This is a genomic window from Streptomyces sp. NPDC047982, assembly GCF_043204165.1.
Classification (GTDB): Bacteria; Actinomycetota; Actinomycetes; order Streptomycetales; family Streptomycetaceae; genus Streptomyces.
In genome coordinates this window covers 128,990-145,594 of the sequence record NZ_JBIDBS010000007.1, presented here as the reverse complement: position 1 = coordinate 145,594, position 16,605 = coordinate 128,990, and the positions used below count along the sequence as shown (strand labels likewise).

Below are 16,605 nucleotides of genomic sequence, written 5' to 3'. Positions count from 1 at the left end.
TTCGTGCGAAGAAAGCGAGGGGGCTCGGCGGGCTCCCGAAAACTTGGAGAACCGGTATTGCCCGGCCAGGTTACCCAGCCGTAACGTCGCCCCGTGGGCAACGCGGCCAATCTGCCCGACGGTTGCTCCCCCTTCGGAAAAGGAGTCCTCTTCGTGACCTGCGCGCGAAAGCCTCCGGGCGGAAGACCTCCGGTCGGGGCGCCGTGGGGGCGGTGGGCGCGGACCGCTCCTGCCCCGCGTCCGCGACCTGACACGACGTGCGGGATCGACCCCCTGCCCGCCGTTGCGGGTTGCGCATTCGGCGACAAGGCGTACACGGGAGTTTGTCACCGAATGACAAACGGGCCGGCTCCTGGAGAAATGGCTGTTCAAGGGCTTGTCCTGGCGGTCCCGGTGAACTTAACGTGCGCCCCTCGGTGCACTTCTGTCACTTCGTGAGTGCATGCAGGAGGTGGGATGGGAATCGAAGTCGTCGTCGAGGGTCTTACCAAGTCTTTCGGCAAGCAGAACATCTGGCAGGATGTGTCGCTCACACTGCCCGCCGGTGAGGTAAGCGTGATGCTCGGCCCGTCCGGCACCGGAAAGACCGTTTTCCTCAAGTCCATCATCGGACTTCTGAAACCGGAGCGGGGACGCGTCGTCATCAATGGCGTCGACATGGTGAACAGCCCCGAGCGGGACATCATGGAGACGCGCAAACTGTTCGGGCTCATGTTCCAGGACGGTGCGTTGTTCGGCTCCATGTCGCTCTTCGACAACATCGCCTTCCCCCTGCGCGAGCACACCCGCAAGAAGGAATCCGAGATCCGGCGCATCGTCATGGAACGGATCGACATCGTCGGCCTGCTGGGCTCCGAGGGGAAACTGCCAGGAGAGATCTCCGGAGGAATGCGCAAACGCGCCGGGCTGGCCCGTGCCCTGGTGCTCGATCCGCAGATCATCCTGTGCGACGAGCCGGACTCCGGACTCGACCCGGTCCGCACCGCCTATCTCTCCCAGCTCCTCATCGACCTGAACGCGCAGATCGACGCGACGATGCTGATCGTCACCCACAACCTCGACATCGCGGCCACGGTCCCCGACAACATGGGCATGCTGTTCTGCCGCAACCTCGTCACCTTCGGCCCGCGCGAGGTCCTGCTGACCAGCGACGAACCGGTCGTCTCCCAGTTCCTCGCGGGACGCCGGGAGGGGCCCATCGGCATGTCCGAGGAGAAGGACGCGGCCACCCTCGCCGCCGAGCGGCGAGGCGCTGGAAACACCCCCGGCGCGGGGCCGCGCACCGTCGTGCCGCAGCTGGAACCCTCGCCCGGGATGCCGGTCCGCCAGGCCGTCCAGCGCCGCCGCGAGCGGGTCCTCGGCATGATGGGCCAGCTCCCCGAGGCCGCCCGCACGGCCATCATCAACAGCTACGCCCCGGCCGCCGGCGGTGCCAGGCCATGACCGCCGGCCTCCCGCTGCGGCCACCGGGGCCGCCCGCCCCCGACACACCGTCACCGAACCGGGAATCGGCGCGCCGACCGCCGACGCGGCTGCTCGCACCGCTGCGCGAGACCGGGAAGCTGTTCGCGCTCGCCCTCTCCGTGACCCGGTCGGTCTTCCGAAGGCCCTTCCAGGCGAGGGAGTTCGTCGAGCAGTTCTGGTTCATCGCCAGCGTCACCATCCTGCCCGCCGCACTCGTCTCCATCCCGTTCGGCGCGGTCATCGCCCTCCAGGTCGGCTCGCTCACCCAGCAGCTCGGCGCCCAGTCCTTCACCGGCGGCGCCAGCGTCCTCGCCGTGATCCAGCAGGCCAGCCCTCTCATCGTGGCGCTGCTCATCTCCGGCGCGGGCGGCTCCGCGATCTGCGCCGACCTCGGCTCGCGGAAGATCCGCGAAGAGCTCGACGCGATGGAGGTCATGGGCGTCTCACCCGTCCAGCGCCTGGTCGTCCCGCGCGTCCTGGCCACCATGGGCGTGGCCGTCCTGCTCAACGGACTGGTCTCGGTCGTCGGCACGCTCGGCGGCTACTTCTTCAACGTGATCATGCAGAACGGCACGCCCGGCGCGTACCTCGCCAGCTTCTCCGCCCTCGCCCAGCTCCCCGACCTCTACATCAGCGAGGTCAAGGCGCTGATCTTCGGCTTCATCGCGGGCATCGTCGCCGCCCACCGCGGACTGAACCCGCGCGGCGGGCCCAAGGGCGTCGGCGACGCGGTCAACCAGTCCGTCGTCATCACCTTCATGCTGCTGTTCTTCGTGAACATGATCCTCACGGCGATCTATCTCCAGATCGTCCCCGCGAAGGGGAGCTGAGAGACGATGTCCATGCTCGGCCGGCTGGATCGCTACGGCGACCAGCTCACCTTCTACCTGCGGGCGTTGATCTGGATCCCGCGCACGCTGCGACGCTACCTCAAGGAGGTGCAGCGGCTCCTGGCCGAGGTCGCCTTCGGCAGCGGCGGACTCGGCGTCGTCGGCGGGACCATCGGCGTGATGATCGCCATGACCCTCTTCACGGGAACGGTCGTCGGCCTCCAGGGCTACGCCGCGCTCAACCAGATCGGCACGTCCGCGTTCACCGGCTTCATCTCCGCCTACTTCAACACCCGTGAGATCGCCCCGCTCGTCGCCGGACTCGCGCTCTCCGCGACGGTCGGCGCCGGGTTCACCGCCCAGCTCGGCGCGATGCGGATCAACGAGGAGGTCGACGCCCTCGAAGCGATGGGAGTGCGGTCCATGCCGTACCTCGTCACGACCCGGGTCATCGCCGGAGTGGTCGCGATCATCCCGCTCTACGCGATCGGACTGCTCTCGTCGTACGTGGCGTCCCGTTACGTCACCGTCCTGTTCAACGGGCAGTCGGAAGGAACGTACGACCACTACTTCAATCTCTTCCTCTCCCCGGACGACGTGCTGCTGTCCGTGCTCAAGGTGTTCGTCTTCAGCGTGATGGTGATCCTCGCCCACTGCTACCACGGCTTCCACGCCGAGGGCGGACCCGCGGGGGTCGGCATCGCCGTGGGCCGGTCGGTGCGCAACGCCATCGTGCTGATCAGTCTCACCGACTTCTTCCTCTCGCTCGCCATCTGGGGCGCCACGACGACCGTGAAGGTGGCCGGATGATGCCGACGACGAAGACGACGAAGACAGGGACGGCCCGCCGCCGGATCGCCGGGATCGGCTTCCTCCTCGTGCCCGTCGCACTCGTGTGGACCTCGGTCGCGGTGTACAACAAGGAATTCACCCACGACGCCACCGTGACCGTACGCACGGGCACCGTCGGCAACGAGATGCACGAGAACGCGGAGGTGAAACTGCGCGGCGTCGTCGTCGGACAGGTCCGCGCCATCGAGGCCGACGGGGAGGGGGCCCGGCTCACGCTCGCCATCCGGCCCGGCGAACTGGACCGCATCCCGGCGGACGTCACCGCCCAGATGCTGCCCACCACGCTCTTCGGCGAGCGGTTCGTGGCCCTCGTACCGCCCGAGGTCCCCTCCGCACGCACCCTGAAGGCGGGGGACGTCATCCCGCAGGACCGCTCCGGCAACGCCATCGAACTGGAACAGGTCCTCGACGACGTCCTGCCGCTGCTCACCGCCGTGCAGCCGCAGAAGCTCTCCGCCACGCTCACCGCCGTCTCCCAGGCGCTCCAGGGCCGCGGCGAGAAGCTGGGCCGGACCCTGGTCACGCTCGACGCCCACCTGAAGAAGCTCAACCCCCACCTGCCCACGCTCAACGCAGACATCAAGGAACTCGTCAGGGTGAGCGCCGTGTACGCGGACGCCGCCCCGGACGTCCTCGACGCGCTCACCGACTTCACCACCACGAGCGGCACACTCGCCGAACAAGAGGCCGAACTCGCCGACCTGTACGGAACGACCACCGCCTCGGCCCAGGACGTCACCGACTTCCTGCGGAAGAACAAGAACAACCTCGTCCGACTCTCCGCGACGGGCCGACCGACCCTGGAGACCCTCGCGGCGTACTCGTCCGAGTTCCCCTGCACCCTGCGCACCCTCGCCAACTTCGTCCCGGCCATGGACAAGGCCCTCGGCAAGGGCACGAACCAGCCCGGACTGCACGTCACGCTGAAGACCGTGCCCTCCAAGGGAAAGTACGTGGCGGGCAGGGACACCCCCGTGTACGACGCGACCGGCGGACCGCACTGCTACTCCCTGCCCTACGTCGGCGACACCGCGCCGACGGCGGACGCCCGCGCGGCCGACCGGGGCCCGTCGGCCGGCTCCGCGCCCCGCGCGCCCGAAGAGGTCCCGGCGGCCGACGCGTCGCTCGGCATGCCCAACTCCCGGCAGGAGAGCCTGCTCGTCAACGAACTGGTCGCTCCCTCACTGAAGGTCCGGCCGCGGGACCTGCCCGAGTGGAGCAGCGTGCTCATCGGCCCGGCCTTCCGCGGCGCGGAGGTGAGGCTCAAGTGAAGCGCCGCTCGCTCGCGGGACCGCTCGCGAAATCGATCGTGTTCGTCCTGGTGACGACGCTGGCCACCACCGTGCTGGCCCTGTCCATCGCCAACACCGGGGTCGGGGAGAGGAGTTCGTACAGGGCCAGGTTCACCGACGTCACAGGTCTGGTCGTCGGCGACAGCGTCCGGATCGCCGGGGTCGAGGTCGGGCAGGTCGAATCCATCGAGGTCGCCGACCGGAGGCTCGCCGAGGTCGGTTTCACCGTGCGGAAGGGGCAAAGGCTCCCGGCGTCGGTGACCGCGTCGGTCAAGTACCTCAACATGGTCGGCCAGCGGTACATCGACCTCGGCCGAGGAGCCGGACCGGTGGGCGAGAGCTTCGCCGCCGGCTCCACCATCCCGGTCTCCCGCACCACACCGGCCCTCGACCTCACCCAGCTCTTCAACGGTTTCCAGCCGCTCTTCGAAGGGCTCTCCCCGCCCGACGTCAACGAACTGGCCGGCTCCATCGTCCAGGTGCTCCAGGGCGAGGGCGGCACCGTCGACAGCATCCTTCAGCACGTCGGCTCGCTGACCGGCACCGTCGCCGCCAAGGACAAGGTGATCGGTGAGGTGATCAAGAACCTCAACGCGGTCCTGAAGACCGTCAACGACCGCGAGGCAGGCTTCGACGACCTCGTCGTCACCCTCCGCAGGCTCGTCACCGGATTCGCCGGGGACCGCGAACCGCTCGGCCGCGCGGTGACCGCGATGGGCGCCCTGACCACCGTCACCGCCGACCTGCTCGACGACGGCCGGGGGCCCCTCAAGGACGACATCCGCCAGCTCGGCCGCCTCTCGGACCGGCTCGCCGACAACACCCCGCAGATCGAGAACTTCCTGCGCAGGACGCCCGCCAAGATGACGGCCATCAGCCGCACCGCCTCGTACGGCTCCTGGCTCAACCTCTACCTCTGCGAGGCGAGGGTCACCGGTGTGACGACCAGCGACGGCAGCGCGCCGCCCACCGGCATCGCCCTCACCCAGCCGAGGTGCCTGTCATGAGAATCAAGCCCGTACGGGAACGCAACCCCGTCGCCGTCGGCGTCGTCGGCCTGATCGTCCTGGCCCTCGCCGCACTGGTCGCCTACCGGGCCGACTCGCTGCCCTTCTTCGGCGGCGGCACGACGTACAGCGCCGACTTCACCGAGTCCGCCGGACTCACCGAGGGCGACGAGGTACGGATCGCCGGGGTGAAGGTCGGCGAGGTCACCGGGGTCGCCCTCGACGGCGCCCGGGTGAAGGTCGCCTTCCGGGTGCGGGACGCCTGGATCGGCGACTCCAGCACCGTGGGCATCGCCATCAAGACGCTGCTCGGCGAGAAGTACCTCGCCGTCGATCCGCTCGGTGACGCGGCGCAGGACCCGCGCGAGCGCATCACGACCAGCCGCACCACCTCCCCGTACGACGTCACCCAGGCGTTCGACGATCTGGGCCGGACCATCGGGGAGATCGACACCCGACAGCTCGCCAGGAGTTTCGAGACGATCTCCGCCACGTTCAAGAACTCACCGCCGAACGTGAAGAGCGCCGCCAACGGACTCTCCGCGCTCTCCAGGACCGTCTCCGAACGCGACGCGCAACTCGCCACCCTCCTCAGGAGCAGCAAACGGCTGACGAAGACCCTCGCCGGCAAGAAGAGCAGCTTCGAGACCCTGCTGAAGGACGGCAACCTGCTCCTCGGCGAGATCCAGGCCCGTCGCGACTCCATCCACCTGCTGCTCACCGGCACCCGCGACCTGGGTACCCAGCTCACCGGTCTCGTCGCCGACAACAAGAAGCAGCTCCGGCCGACGCTCGACGCGCTCGGCAGGGTCACCGCCGTTCTGCAGAAGAACCGCAAGAGCCTCGACAAGGTGCTGGCGCTCGCCGGTCCCTACAACCGGCTCGTCGGCAACACCCTCGGCAACGGGCGCTGGTTCGACAACTACGTCTGCGGCGTCGTCCCGAAGAACTACCTGCCGCCCGGCACCCCGCCGGCCACCGGATGCATGCCTCCCCGGCAGGAAGGCGGCCACTGACATGAGACCGACCCGCATCGTCGGCATCGGCGCCGGGCTCGCCGTCGTGGCCGTCGCCGCCACGACCGGTGTGATGGCCCTGGACGACCGGGGCGGCACCACCGTCACCGCGTACTTCGACCGGGCGACCGGCATCTACGCCGGATCCGACCTGCGGATCCTCGGCGTGAAGGTCGGCAGGGTCCGGTCGGTGCAGCCGCGCGGCGAGGAGGTCGAGGTCGTGCTCCGTGTCGACAGGGGCGTCAAGGTCCCGAAGGACGCCCACGCCGTCGTCGTCGCCCCCAGCATCGTCGCCGACCGCTACGTCCAGCTCGCCCCCGCCTACACCGGCGGACCGCTGCTCGCCGACGGCGCCGAACTGCCCGCCGCGAACAACGCCACCCCCCTGGAGGTCGACCAGCTCTACGCGTCCCTCACCGAACTGGCCGGCTCGCTCGGCCCGGACGGTGCCAACGCGCAGGGCGCGCTCGCCGGGCTCCTGGACACCGGTGCGAAGAACCTCAAGGGCAACGGCAAGGACATCGGGAACTCCATCGAGCAGTTCGGCAAGGCGACGAAGACCCTCGACAAGAGCAGCGGGGACCTCTTCGACACGCTGTCCCACCTGCAGACGTTCACCACCATGCTGAAGGACAACGACGGCGAGGTGCGTGACGCGGAACGCCAACTGAACTCCGTGACCGGCTTCCTGGCCGACGACAAGAAGAACCTCGGCGCGGCGCTCAAGGAACTCGGCACGGCGCTCGCGCAGGTCAAGACCTTCATCCAGCACAACCGCTCCGCACTCAAGAAGAACGTGGACGCGCTGGTGCCGCTCACTCGGATCCTCGTCGACCAGCGCGCCTCACTGGCCGAGTCCCTCGACGTCCTTCCCCTCTCGGCGGGCAACGTGCTCAACGCGTACGACCCGAAGAACCGCACGCTCAACGGCCGCACCGACCTCAACGAACTCAGTATGGGCGGCCCCCTCACGCAGCCCGCCTCCGCTCTCCACGGGCTCTCCCCCGTGGGCGCCGAGCGGCAGCGGGCGCTGCCCTCACTGCCGCTGCCGGCGGTGGGCACGGTCTACGGCACACCCGAGAAGAACGGGAGCGCCGCTGCGGCCGCTCACGACGCGAGGAAGAGGAAGGGGACCGGCCGATGAGCGCAAGACCCCGCAGGCCCGGGGCCCCCGCGGCGACCCGGGCCACCACCCTGGTCACGTTCGGTGCCCTCTGCGCCCTCGTCCTCACCGGCTGCGCCGCCCCGCAGTTCTCGGGCATCGAACAACTGCCCCTGCCCGGCGGCGCGGACCTCGGCGACCACCCGTACGAGATCACCGCCGACTTCGGGGACGTGCTCAGCCTCGCCCCGCAGTCCTCGGTCAAGGTCAACGACGTCTCCGTGGGGCGCGTCACCAAGATCTCGCTCGTACCGGGCAGTTGGCACGCGAGGGTCACCATGCGGGTCGACGGAGAGGTCGAACTCCCCGCCAACGCCTACGCGCACCTGGAACAGTCCAGCCTCCTCGGCGAGAAGTACATCCAGCTCGCGCCACCCGCGCGAGGCACCGCGCACGGCACTCTCGCCGACGGAGACCGGATCCCGCTCACCCGCACCAACCGCAACCCCGAGGTCGAGGAGGTGTTCGGCGCCCTGTCGATGCTCCTGAACGGTGGTGGCATCAACCAGCTGAAGACCATCACCACCGAACTCAACAAGGCGATGGCCGGGAACGAGGCCGGGATCCGGTCGATGCTCGAACGGATCGACACACTCGTCACCGACCTCGACGAGCACCGCGAGGACATCACCGAGGCCCTCGACGGCGTCGACCGGCTCTCCACCACCCTCGCCACCCGCAGACAACAGGTGGGCAAGGTCCTCACCGACCTCAGCCCCGGCATGAAGGTACTGGAGAAACAGCGCGGCTCCCTGCTGACCATGCTCCGGGCCCTCGACACCCTCTCCACCGTCGCCGTGGACACCATCGACAAGAGCAAGGACGACACGATCGCCGACCTGAAGGCCATCGCCCCCACCCTCAGAGCGCTCGCGGACTCCGGGAACGACCTGCCCGACTCCCTCCAGGTCCTGCTCACCTACCCCTTCACGGACGAGGTGCTGCGCGGGGTGAAGGGGGACTACCTCAACGTGTACCTGGACCTGACGGCCGTACCCGGCACGCAGATCATCCCGGCGTTCGACCCGGACGCGGTGACGGCGCCCGCGGCACGGGGAGCGGCCGGCCCGGCACTGCCGCTGCCGCTCCCCTCGGTCACGGCACCGGCCACGGCGCCCGTGAGACCGGCCCCGGGGAAGCCTGGCTCGACGGCCCCGACCGGGACGGCCCCGGGCGCACCCCGGACGACGCCGTCGAGCACACATCCGTCCGCGTCGCCGGACGGCCCGTCGGCCTCGGACGAGGCGTCGCCCTCGGAGGGGAAGAACCGGTGATCACCCTCGCCATCAGGCTCAAGAACATCGCGTTCCTGGTCATCGCGGTCCTGGTGCTCGGCTACCTCGGGGTCCGCTACGCCGGCCTCGGCCATTACGTCGGCCTGCGCGACCACTACACCGTCACGGTCCGACTCCCCAGGACCGGCGGCCTGTTCACGCACTCGGACGTCACCTACCGAGGAGTCTCCGTCGGGCGGGTCGGCCCCATCGAACTCACCGACGACGGCGTCGCGGCCGAACTGCGCATCGACAACTCCGCACCGCCCATCCCCGACGGCCTCGAAGCCGTCGTGGCCAACCTGTCGGCGGTCGGGGAGCAGTACATCGACCTGCGGCCGACCCGCTCCGGTGGCCCCTACCTGGTGAACGGCTCGGTCATCCTGCAGGCCGACACCACCGTCCCGGCGCCCGTGACCGACGTCCTCACCAGCGTCGACGACCTCGCCGGATCCGTCGACCCGGAGTCGCTGCGCACGGTGGTCGACGAGTTCGGCGCCGCGTTCACCGGCCGGGGCGACGATCTCCAGGTCCTTCTGGACACCGGGAGCGACTTCGTGCGGGCGGCCGACGACGCGCTGCCCACCAACACGAAGCTCATGGCCGACGGGCAGGTGGTACTGCGCACACAGGCCGAACAGGGCGAGGCGCTCAAGGGATTCGCCTCCGGCGCCGAGGAACTGGCGGCGCAGCTCAAGGGGTCGGACACGGACCTGCGGAAGCTGATCGCCGCGGCCCCCGACGCCACCGGTCAGATCAGCGGCCTGCTGCGCGATCTCGACCCCGCGTTCGGCATCGTCGTCGCGAACCTCCTGACCACGTCCGAGGTGGCCGTGACCCGGCAGCGCGGCCTGGAGGAACTCCTGGTGAAACTGCCCGCGGTGGTGGCGGCGGGGGCCAGCGCGATCGACGAGGACGGCGCCAGGTTCGGCATGTCCGTCACGTTCTTCGAACCGCTTCCGTGCACCGCCGGATACGGCGGCACCACCTACCGCAACGGTCTCGACACGTCGAAAGGTCCGGCGGTCAACACCAAGGCCCGCTGCGCCTCCCCGGCCGGCACCGGCATCAACGTGCGCGGCAGTGCGAACGCGCCGAAGGGCGGCCCGGTGCAAGAGCCCGCCAAGCCCGGCTCGCTGCTGCTCGGAGCCGATGCCGGAGGAACGCTCCCGGGCGCGCTCGGCTCCGTGGGGGACCCGGCGCCCGCCCCGAACGGCATGGCCGGACTGCTCGGGCTGGAGGCCGGCCGATGAGCGCACGAGGCAGGACCGTGACCGGCTGGGCCGCCGTACTCGTCGCCGCGCTGGTCTGCGCGATGGGCGGCTGGTCGTACGCACGGGCGCGGGGGGACGACACACTCGCGTACGCGAAGAGCCGCGATGCCGCCCTGGCGGCGGGCAGGCACCATCTTGCCCGGCTGAACAGCCTGGACGGCAGGAACGCCCGGAGTGTGGACGACGGGCTGCGGCTGTGGCTCGACGCCTCCACCGGGCCCCTGTACGACCAGCTCGCCCGCACCCGGAAGAAGGACGCGAGCGATCTGAGCAGGAGCGGGGGCACGGCGCGCGGCACCGTCACCGACGCGGCGCTCACCGCCCTGGACGAGCGGACCGGTACCGCCGCGCTGATCGCGACCGTGGACGTCCGGATCACCCCGCGCACCGGCCGACCGGGCACCGAGCGCAAGCGTTTCGAGGCCACGCTCGTCCGGACGGGGGACGGCTGGAAGGTCAAGGCACTGGCCGCGATTCCGGCCGGCGGCGCATGAGGGGCGGGGGAGGACGGCGATGGTGAGCACGGACGAGCGGGCCGGGAACCCGGACGAGCGAGTCGAGGACCCGGGCGCGGAGGCGGTGGACACATGTCCGCGGCCCACGGACGCCGAGGCCGAAGCCCGGGCCGATCCGCATGCGGATGCCGGGGGTGAGACGGGGGCGGACCCGATGGTCGGGGGCGGGGCGGACGAGGCGGAGGAAGCGGCCGCCCCCGACAGGAGGCCCCGGACCGTCCGCCGCCGGTTTCTCGCGGGCGCCGCGGTGCTGCTGGCCGTCGCCCTGCTCGCGGCGGGCGCCGGGCTCCTGTTCAAGGCCCGGCAACTGCGGGACACCCCGGCCGCCGACAACCTCGCGCTGACCGACACCGCGGCGACCGCCAGGGTCGTCGGCGACGTCAGCAACGCGCTCGGCGCGGTGTTCTCCTACGGTCCGCGGGACACCGGCGCCACCAAGGAGTCCGCGAGGCGGTACCTCGGGGGCAAGGCGCTCCAGCAGTACGCGGCGCTGTTCGGCCAGGTCGAGAAGCAGGCGCGGGACCAGGAACTGACCCTCACCACCCGTGTGGTAAAGGCCGGGGTCACCCGGCTGACCGGCACGGGCGCTCATCTGCTGGTCTTCCTCGACCAGGTCCACGAGCGCCGGGGGAGGCCCGCCACCACGGCGGCCGCCCAACTGTCCGTCACCGCCGAACTGCGGGGCGGGCACTGGCGGATCGTCGACATCGCAGCCAGATAGCCACCGGATGGCCACCGGGACGGTACGGCGTGGCATCCACCGCTCAGCTCAGTTCAGCCGGCAGGGGAGAGACAGCAATGGCACGGGTACGGACGAGGAAGAACCCGCTGGTGGTGGCGGCGCTCGCGCTCACGGCCGTGGCGGCCGCAGGCGCGGCCTGGGGCGGCTGGTCCTGGTACGGGGCCGCGCACGACGAGTCGGCGGCGTACGCGCGGACCCGCGACGACGCGCTGGCCGCGGGCGAGCAGGCCGTGCAGAACATGAACACTCTCGACCACCGGAAGCTGGACCAGGGGTTGGACGGCTGGGAGGACTCCACCACCGGCGATCTGCACAAGCAACTCGTCGACGGGCGGGCCGGGTTCGAGAAGCAGATCCGGGCGGCGAGGACCGTGAGCACCGCCAAGGTGCTCTCCGGCGCGGTCACCGAACTCGACGAGCGGGCCGGCAAGGCGTCGGTGATGGTCGCGCTGCGGATCACCGTGACCGCCCCGAAGGCCGAGCCCGCGGTGAAGGAGAGCCGGATGCTCGGTCAGCTCACCCGCACGTCCGAGGGGTGGAAGCTCAGCGCCCTCGGCCAGGCACCGGTCGGCAACACGGCCGGCTGACGCCCCGGCTTCCCACCCCGTCACCGAGAGGACCTCCGCACATGTCGACCACCCGTCACCTCGTCAACCGCCGACGCCGTCTGGCCGCCGTCGCCGCGGAGCGCGGTGGTGCCGCCGCGCCGCCGCGCGGGCCGGCGGACACGGACGCGCCACGCGCCGAGCCCGCCCGCGCCCCGGTCACGGAGAACGCCGCCGCGGACGACGTCCTGGACGACACCGGCACGGACCGGCGCGCGGACGACACCGGTACGGATGACACCGGTACGGACGGCCTCCTGGACGACACCGGTACGGACGGCGCCGGAACGCGTGAAACCCGCCGGCGGAGAACGCGCACGGGGGGAAAGGGACCGGCATCCGGCCAAAGGCCCCGCCTCCGGGTCGGTCTCCCCGCCGTCCTCTGCGCCCTCACGGTGCTTCTCGGCGCCTTCGCCGCCTGGGCCTTCGGCTCGGCCGCGGGCCTGCGCGACGAGCCCGCACGGCAGAACACCGCCCTCACCGACATCGGCCGCACCAGCGAGGTGAAGGGCCGGATCGCCGAGGCGGTCGGCGCGGTCTTCTCGTACAACTACGCCGCCGCGGCCAAGTCGGAGCGGGCGGCGAGGACCCACCTGGTCGGCAAGGCGGTCCAGCAGCACCGGGACATGCTCGCCCAGGTCCGCGCGCAGGGGCCGAAACAGAAGCTCGTCCTGACCACGACCGTCACCGACAGCGGGGTGGAAGTGCTCGACGGCGACCGCGCCCGGTTGCTGATCTTCGCCGACCAGAGCAACACCCGCACCGGCGCCTCGCAGGAGCGGACCTACGCGGCGGCCATGTTCGCCGTGGAGGCCGTCCGCCGCGACGGCACCTGGCGGATCTCCGCCATCGACACCTTCACGCAGTGACTCAGGACGGGGCCCGGCCGGCCGGGGGAGAGGGAGCACGCATGAGGTTCACCGGCACCACCCGCCGCAGGATCGGCGGCACGGCGGCCGCGGTCGCCGCCATGGCCGCGCTCACCGCGTCCCAGGCAGCGATCACCATCAGCGGCGAACGGACCGCGAAGGAGCGTCAGGAGACCGGGGAGGTCAGATGGTCCCAGGCGCCCAACGACGACTCCTACCACACCGAACTCCCGCCGTTCGCGACGCCGGAGCCGCCGGGGCCCGGCGCGAAGCGCGGCCCGGCCGCCGCCCGGACCTGGGCCGAGGCCGGCATCCCGAACACGGTGCTCGCCGCCTACCGCAGGGCGCAGAGCGCGTTGCGACGCACCGACCCCGGGTGCCGTCTGCCGTGGCAGCTGCTCGCGGCCATCGGCAGGGTCGAGTCCGGGCACGCGGGCGGCGGGCGGGTCGACGTCCACGGCACGACCCTCACCCCGATCCTCGGACCGGTGCTCGACGGCTCGGGCTTCGCCGAGATCCGGGACACCGACGACGGAGTGTACGACGGCGACCGCACGTACGACCGCGCGGTGGGCCCGATGCAGTTCATCCCGTCCACGTGGGCCCACTGGGGCAGGGACGGGAACGGCGACGGCCGCCGCGACCCGAACAATGTGCACGACGCCGCCCTCGCAGCCGGGGCCTACCTCTGCGCCGGGTCCCGAGACCTGTCCGTGAAGGCGGACCTGGACCGGGCGGTCCTCGCCTACAACCACTCGGACACCTATCTGCGCACCGTGCTGTCCTGGCTGGAGTTCTACCGCAAGGGCGTCCACCCGGTGGCCGACGGCAAGGGCGTCCTCCCCAGGAGCCCCGGCGCGGGCGGTCCCACCAGGCCGACGCGGCCGGTCGGCGGACCCGGAACACCGGGCGGCGGCATCGTCGTGGGCCCACAGCCCGGCGGCTCGCCCGGTCCCTCGCCGTCGGCGTCCCCGAAACCGTCCGCCACCCCGACCGTTTCACCCGGACCGACCGGGAGCCCGACCGGCTCACCCCGCCCCACCGACGGCGGACCGTCCTCCCCGGACCCCGGCACGACCCCCGACCCCGGCACGACGGAACCCGGCCCCGGCTGCCCGACCGGCTCCGCGACACCGGACCCGGGCAACTCGCCGGAGGCCACACCGAGCCCGTCCCCGGATCCCGGATCCGGCCCAGGAGAGGACCCGTGCCCCACCCCGTCGGGCTCACCCTCCGCCGGCTGACGGCACCTCGTGCCGCTCCCGGCAAGGTTCGCCCGTCGCGAGCACGCCGGTCACGGCACGGCACTGGGCTCAGCGTCCACCGGCCGACAGCACCTCGGTCAGGTCGTACCGCACCACCTCCTCCAGCTGCGCGTAGGTGCAGCTCTCCGGGGCGCGGTCCGGCCGCCACCGGCGAAACCGGGTGGTGTGCCGGAAACGGTCGCCCTCCATGTGGTCGTACGCCACCTCGCAGACGCGCTGCGGACGCAGCGCCACCCATGACCGGTCCTTCTTCCCCGACCAGCGGCTCGGTGTCCCGGGCAGCCGGGCGGTCTCGTGCGCCTCGGCGTGTGCCCATGCCGCCCACGGATGCCCGGCGACGTCGACGCGCAGCGGCTCCAGCTCCTCGACCAGCTCCGCGCGGCGCCGCTCCGAGAACGCCGAGCAGACGCCGACGTGCTGCAGGACGCCCCCGGCGTCGTACAGGCCGAGCAGCAGCGAGCCGACGACGGGTCCGCTCCGGTGGAGGCGGTAGCCCGCCACCACGCAGTCGGCGGTCCGCTCGTGCTTGATCTTGTACATGACCCGGGTGTCGGGGCGGTACGGCAGGCCGAGCGGCTTGGCGACCACCCCGTCGAGCCCCGCGCCCTCGTACCGCTCGAACCACTCCTCGGCGACCGCGGGATCACGGGTCACCGGGGCCAGATGGACGGGCGGTCCGGCGGCGGACAGGGCGGCCTCCAGCACGGTGCGCCGGTCGGACTGGGGCAGCGAGAGCAGCGAGTCGTCGCCCACCGCCAGGATGTCGAAGGCGACGAGACTGGCCGGGGTCCGCTCGGCGAGCAATCGCACCCGGGAATCGGCCGGGTGGATCCGGTCGCCGAGCCGGTCGAAGTCCAGCCGGCCGTCGTACGCGACCACGATCTCGCCGTCGATGACGCAGCGCGGCGGCAGATTCTCCCGGACGGCCGTGACCAGCTCGGGGAAATAGCGGGTGAGCGGCTTCCCGGTGCGGCTGCCGATCACCACCTCGTCACCGTCGCGGAACACGATCGCCCGGAAGCCGTCCCACTTGGCCTCGTACTGCATGCCGGGCGGGATCTTCGCGACGGCCTTGGCGAGCATCGGCTTCACGGGCGGCATCACCGGCAGGTCCATGGTCCGATTCTCACCCGAGAAAGGGATTGCTTCTCCCGATATGCGGCATGGGTGAGCCCGGCCTACCGTGATCGTCATGGGCGCAGCGGGCAGAGCGGTGGAACTGGAAGCTGGTGGACGGACCGTGCGGTTGTCCAGTCCTGACAAGATCTACTTTCCGGAGCCGGGCTACACCAAGAGGGACGTGGCGCAGTACTTCCTCGCCGTGGGTCCGGGCATCACCCGCGCCCTGCGGAACCGGCCGACCACGCTCCAGCGCTTCGTGGACGGGGTCGAGGGCGACTTCTTCTACCAGAAGCGGGCCCCGAAGAACCTCCCCGACTGGATCCCCACCGCCCGGATCACGTTCCCCAGCGGCCGGCATGCCGACGAGATCTGCCCGGCCGAACCCGCCGCCGTCCTGTGGGCGGCCAACCTCGGCACGCTCACCTTCCACCCCTGGCCGGTCCGGAGCACGGACACCGACCACCCGGACGAACTGCGCATCGACCTCGACCCGCAGCCCGGAACGGACTACGCCGACGCGGTGCGGGCCGCCCACGAACTGCGCTCCGTCCTCGACGACCACGGTCTGCGCGGCTGGCCCAAGACCTCCGGCGGCCGGGGCATCCACGTCTTCGTTCCCATCGAGCCGCGCTGGACCTTCACCGAGGTCCGGCGCGCCGCCATCGCGACCGGCCGCGAACTGGAACGCCGGATGCCGGACCGGGTGACCACCTACTGGTGGAAGGAGGAGCGCGGCGAGCGGATCTTCGTCGACTACAACCAGACCGCCCGCGACCGCACCATCGCCTCCGCGTACTCCGTGCGCCCCCGTCCGCACGCCCCGGTCTCCGCCCCGCTGCGCTGGGACGAGATCGACGACGCCGAACCGCGCGACTTCGACATCCGCACGATGCCGAAGCGCTACGCGCAGGCCGGTGACGTGCACGCGGACATGGACGAGCACGCCTTCCGGCTCGACGCCCTGCTGGAGCTGGCCGACCGGGACGAGCGGGAGCGCGGCCTGGGCGATCTGCCGTACCCGCCGGAGTACCCGAAGATGCCCGGCGAGCCGAAGCGCGTCCAGCCGAGCCGCGCCCGGAGCGACGAGGACGGCGCCGCATGAGCGCACCCGACCTGGAATCCTCCGCTCCGCACGGTGCCCATGACCGGATGCTGAATGTCCGTCAGAACGGCGCCGTGTAAGCGAAATCCCCGTGCCTTCCGGCCACGGTGCTGCTGTTCATCCTCGCGGGCGCCGCCGGGTGACGAGCCAACAGGTGTGTGGTCGGCGAGACGGAATCTGTTCGGAGTGCGGACGAAACGGGGATGTCCCGGAT

At 71.0% G+C, this 16,605-nt stretch carries 16 protein-coding genes; 15 read left to right on the top strand and 1 reads right to left on the bottom strand.

Annotation, left to right across the window (positions count from 1 at the left end; genetic code table 11):
• The first annotated feature begins 456 nt into the window (after positions 1-456).
• The 14 genes from ACGF2V_RS11375 to ACGF2V_RS11310 all read left to right on the top strand — a co-directional run bounded on the left by ACGF2V_RS11375 (position 457) and on the right by ACGF2V_RS11310 (position 14,146).
• Positions 457-1,443 (top strand): ATP-binding cassette domain-containing protein, encoded by a 987-nt coding sequence (locus ACGF2V_RS11375; RefSeq protein WP_362622867.1) that lies wholly within the window; start codon positions 457-459, stop codon positions 1,441-1,443.
• The gene (locus tag ACGF2V_RS11370) at positions 1,440-2,294 is read left to right on the top strand and encodes an ABC transporter permease (RefSeq protein ID WP_362622864.1); all 855 of its coding nucleotides are present in this window, start codon (positions 1,440-1,442) and stop codon (positions 2,292-2,294) included. Before ACGF2V_RS11375 ends, ACGF2V_RS11370 begins: the two co-directional genes overlap by 4 nt.
• 6 nt (positions 2,295-2,300) lie before the next feature.
• The gene (locus ACGF2V_RS11365; protein WP_362706367.1) at positions 2,301-3,104 is read left to right on the top strand and encodes an ABC transporter permease; all 804 of its coding nucleotides are present in this window, start codon (positions 2,301-2,303) and stop codon (positions 3,102-3,104) included.
• Positions 3,101-4,417, top strand: a complete 1,317-nt coding sequence (locus ACGF2V_RS11360; RefSeq protein ID WP_392911653.1) for an MCE family protein — start codon at positions 3,101-3,103, stop codon at positions 4,415-4,417. Before ACGF2V_RS11365 ends, ACGF2V_RS11360 begins: the two co-directional genes overlap by 4 nt.
• Complete coding sequence (locus ACGF2V_RS11355) at positions 4,414-5,445, top strand: MlaD family protein (RefSeq protein ID WP_362622859.1); 1,032 nt, start codon at positions 4,414-4,416, stop codon at positions 5,443-5,445. Before ACGF2V_RS11360 ends, ACGF2V_RS11355 begins: the two co-directional genes overlap by 4 nt.
• Positions 5,442-6,461: an MCE family protein gene (locus ACGF2V_RS11350; protein WP_362706364.1), complete on the top strand. Its 1,020-nt coding sequence runs from the start codon at positions 5,442-5,444 to the stop codon at positions 6,459-6,461. Before ACGF2V_RS11355 ends, ACGF2V_RS11350 begins: the two co-directional genes overlap by 4 nt.
• Before the next feature lies 1 nt (position 6,462).
• On the top strand, positions 6,463-7,605 hold the full coding sequence (locus tag ACGF2V_RS11345) for an MCE family protein (RefSeq protein WP_362622854.1): 1,143 nt from the start codon (positions 6,463-6,465) through the stop codon (positions 7,603-7,605).
• Positions 7,602-8,897, top strand: a complete 1,296-nt coding sequence (locus ACGF2V_RS11340; protein WP_362706362.1) for an MCE family protein — start codon at positions 7,602-7,604, stop codon at positions 8,895-8,897. The genes ACGF2V_RS11345 and ACGF2V_RS11340 overlap by 4 nt, the downstream gene beginning before the upstream one ends.
• Positions 8,894-10,150, top strand: coding sequence for an MlaD family protein (locus ACGF2V_RS11335; protein ID WP_362622850.1), 1,257 nt, complete (start codon positions 8,894-8,896; stop codon positions 10,148-10,150). The genes ACGF2V_RS11340 and ACGF2V_RS11335 overlap by 4 nt, the downstream gene beginning before the upstream one ends.
• A complete protein-coding gene (locus ACGF2V_RS11330) occupies positions 10,147-10,665 on the top strand; it encodes a hypothetical protein (RefSeq protein WP_362706359.1) in 519 nt (172 codons plus the stop codon). Before ACGF2V_RS11335 ends, ACGF2V_RS11330 begins: the two co-directional genes overlap by 4 nt.
• 19 nt (positions 10,666-10,684) lie before the next feature.
• Complete coding sequence (locus ACGF2V_RS11325) at positions 10,685-11,407, top strand: hypothetical protein (protein WP_392911647.1); 723 nt, start codon at positions 10,685-10,687, stop codon at positions 11,405-11,407.
• 77 nt (positions 11,408-11,484) lie between these two features.
• Positions 11,485-12,015 carry a hypothetical protein gene (locus tag ACGF2V_RS11320; RefSeq protein WP_362706356.1) on the top strand — a complete coding sequence of 177 codons (531 nt, stop codon included), beginning with the start codon at positions 11,485-11,487 and terminating at the stop codon, positions 12,013-12,015.
• Positions 12,016-12,056: 41 nt separating this feature from the next.
• Entirely contained in the window at positions 12,057-12,902 is an 846-nt protein-coding gene (locus ACGF2V_RS11315; RefSeq protein WP_362706353.1) for a hypothetical protein, read from the top strand.
• Between the two features lie 41 nt (positions 12,903-12,943).
• Positions 12,944-14,146: a lytic murein transglycosylase gene (locus tag ACGF2V_RS11310; protein ID WP_362706350.1), complete on the top strand. Its 1,203-nt coding sequence runs from the start codon at positions 12,944-12,946 to the stop codon at positions 14,144-14,146.
• Between the two features lie 69 nt (positions 14,147-14,215).
• On the opposite strand, the gene ACGF2V_RS11305 is transcribed toward ACGF2V_RS11310, so the two are convergent.
• Positions 14,216-15,283, bottom strand: coding sequence for an ATP-dependent DNA ligase (locus tag ACGF2V_RS11305; protein WP_362706348.1), 1,068 nt, complete (start codon positions 15,281-15,283; stop codon positions 14,216-14,218).
• Positions 15,284-15,380: 97 nt separating this feature from the next.
• Between ACGF2V_RS11305 and ligD the strand changes: the two genes are divergently transcribed.
• A complete protein-coding gene (ligD, locus tag ACGF2V_RS11300; protein WP_362706583.1) occupies positions 15,381-16,391 on the top strand; it encodes a non-homologous end-joining DNA ligase in 1,011 nt (336 codons plus the stop codon).
• Positions 16,392-16,605 lie beyond the last annotated feature (214 nt).

Excerpts from the sequence above, each read along its gene's own strand:
- ACGF2V_RS11320 (WP_362706356.1), top strand. The coding sequence starts at position 11,485 with ATGGCACGGGTACGGACGAGGAAGAACCCGCTGGTGGTGGCGGCGCTC.
- ACGF2V_RS11345 (WP_362622854.1), top strand. The coding sequence starts at position 6,463 with ATGAGACCGACCCGCATCGTCGGCATCGGCGCCGGGCTCGCCGTCGTG.
- ACGF2V_RS11340 (WP_362706362.1), top strand. The coding sequence starts at position 7,602 with ATGAGCGCAAGACCCCGCAGGCCCGGGGCCCCCGCGGCGACCCGGGCC.
- ACGF2V_RS11370 (WP_362622864.1), top strand. The coding sequence starts at position 1,440 with ATGACCGCCGGCCTCCCGCTGCGGCCACCGGGGCCGCCCGCCCCCGAC.
- ACGF2V_RS11325 (WP_392911647.1), top strand. The coding sequence starts at position 10,685 with ATGGTGAGCACGGACGAGCGGGCCGGGAACCCGGACGAGCGAGTCGAG.
- ACGF2V_RS11350 (WP_362706364.1), top strand. The coding sequence starts at position 5,442 with ATGAGAATCAAGCCCGTACGGGAACGCAACCCCGTCGCCGTCGGCGTC.
- ACGF2V_RS11310 (WP_362706350.1), top strand. The coding sequence starts at position 12,944 with ATGAGGTTCACCGGCACCACCCGCCGCAGGATCGGCGGCACGGCGGCC.
- ACGF2V_RS11305 (WP_362706348.1), bottom strand. The coding sequence starts at position 15,283 with ATGGACCTGCCGGTGATGCCGCCCGTGAAGCCGATGCTCGCCAAGGCC.
- ACGF2V_RS11375 (WP_362622867.1), top strand. The coding sequence starts at position 457 with ATGGGAATCGAAGTCGTCGTCGAGGGTCTTACCAAGTCTTTCGGCAAG.
- ACGF2V_RS11330 (WP_362706359.1), top strand. The coding sequence starts at position 10,147 with ATGAGCGCACGAGGCAGGACCGTGACCGGCTGGGCCGCCGTACTCGTC.
- ACGF2V_RS11315 (WP_362706353.1), top strand. The coding sequence starts at position 12,057 with ATGTCGACCACCCGTCACCTCGTCAACCGCCGACGCCGTCTGGCCGCC.
- ACGF2V_RS11365 (WP_362706367.1), top strand. The coding sequence starts at position 2,301 with ATGTCCATGCTCGGCCGGCTGGATCGCTACGGCGACCAGCTCACCTTC.
- ACGF2V_RS11360 (WP_392911653.1), top strand. The coding sequence starts at position 3,101 with ATGATGCCGACGACGAAGACGACGAAGACAGGGACGGCCCGCCGCCGG.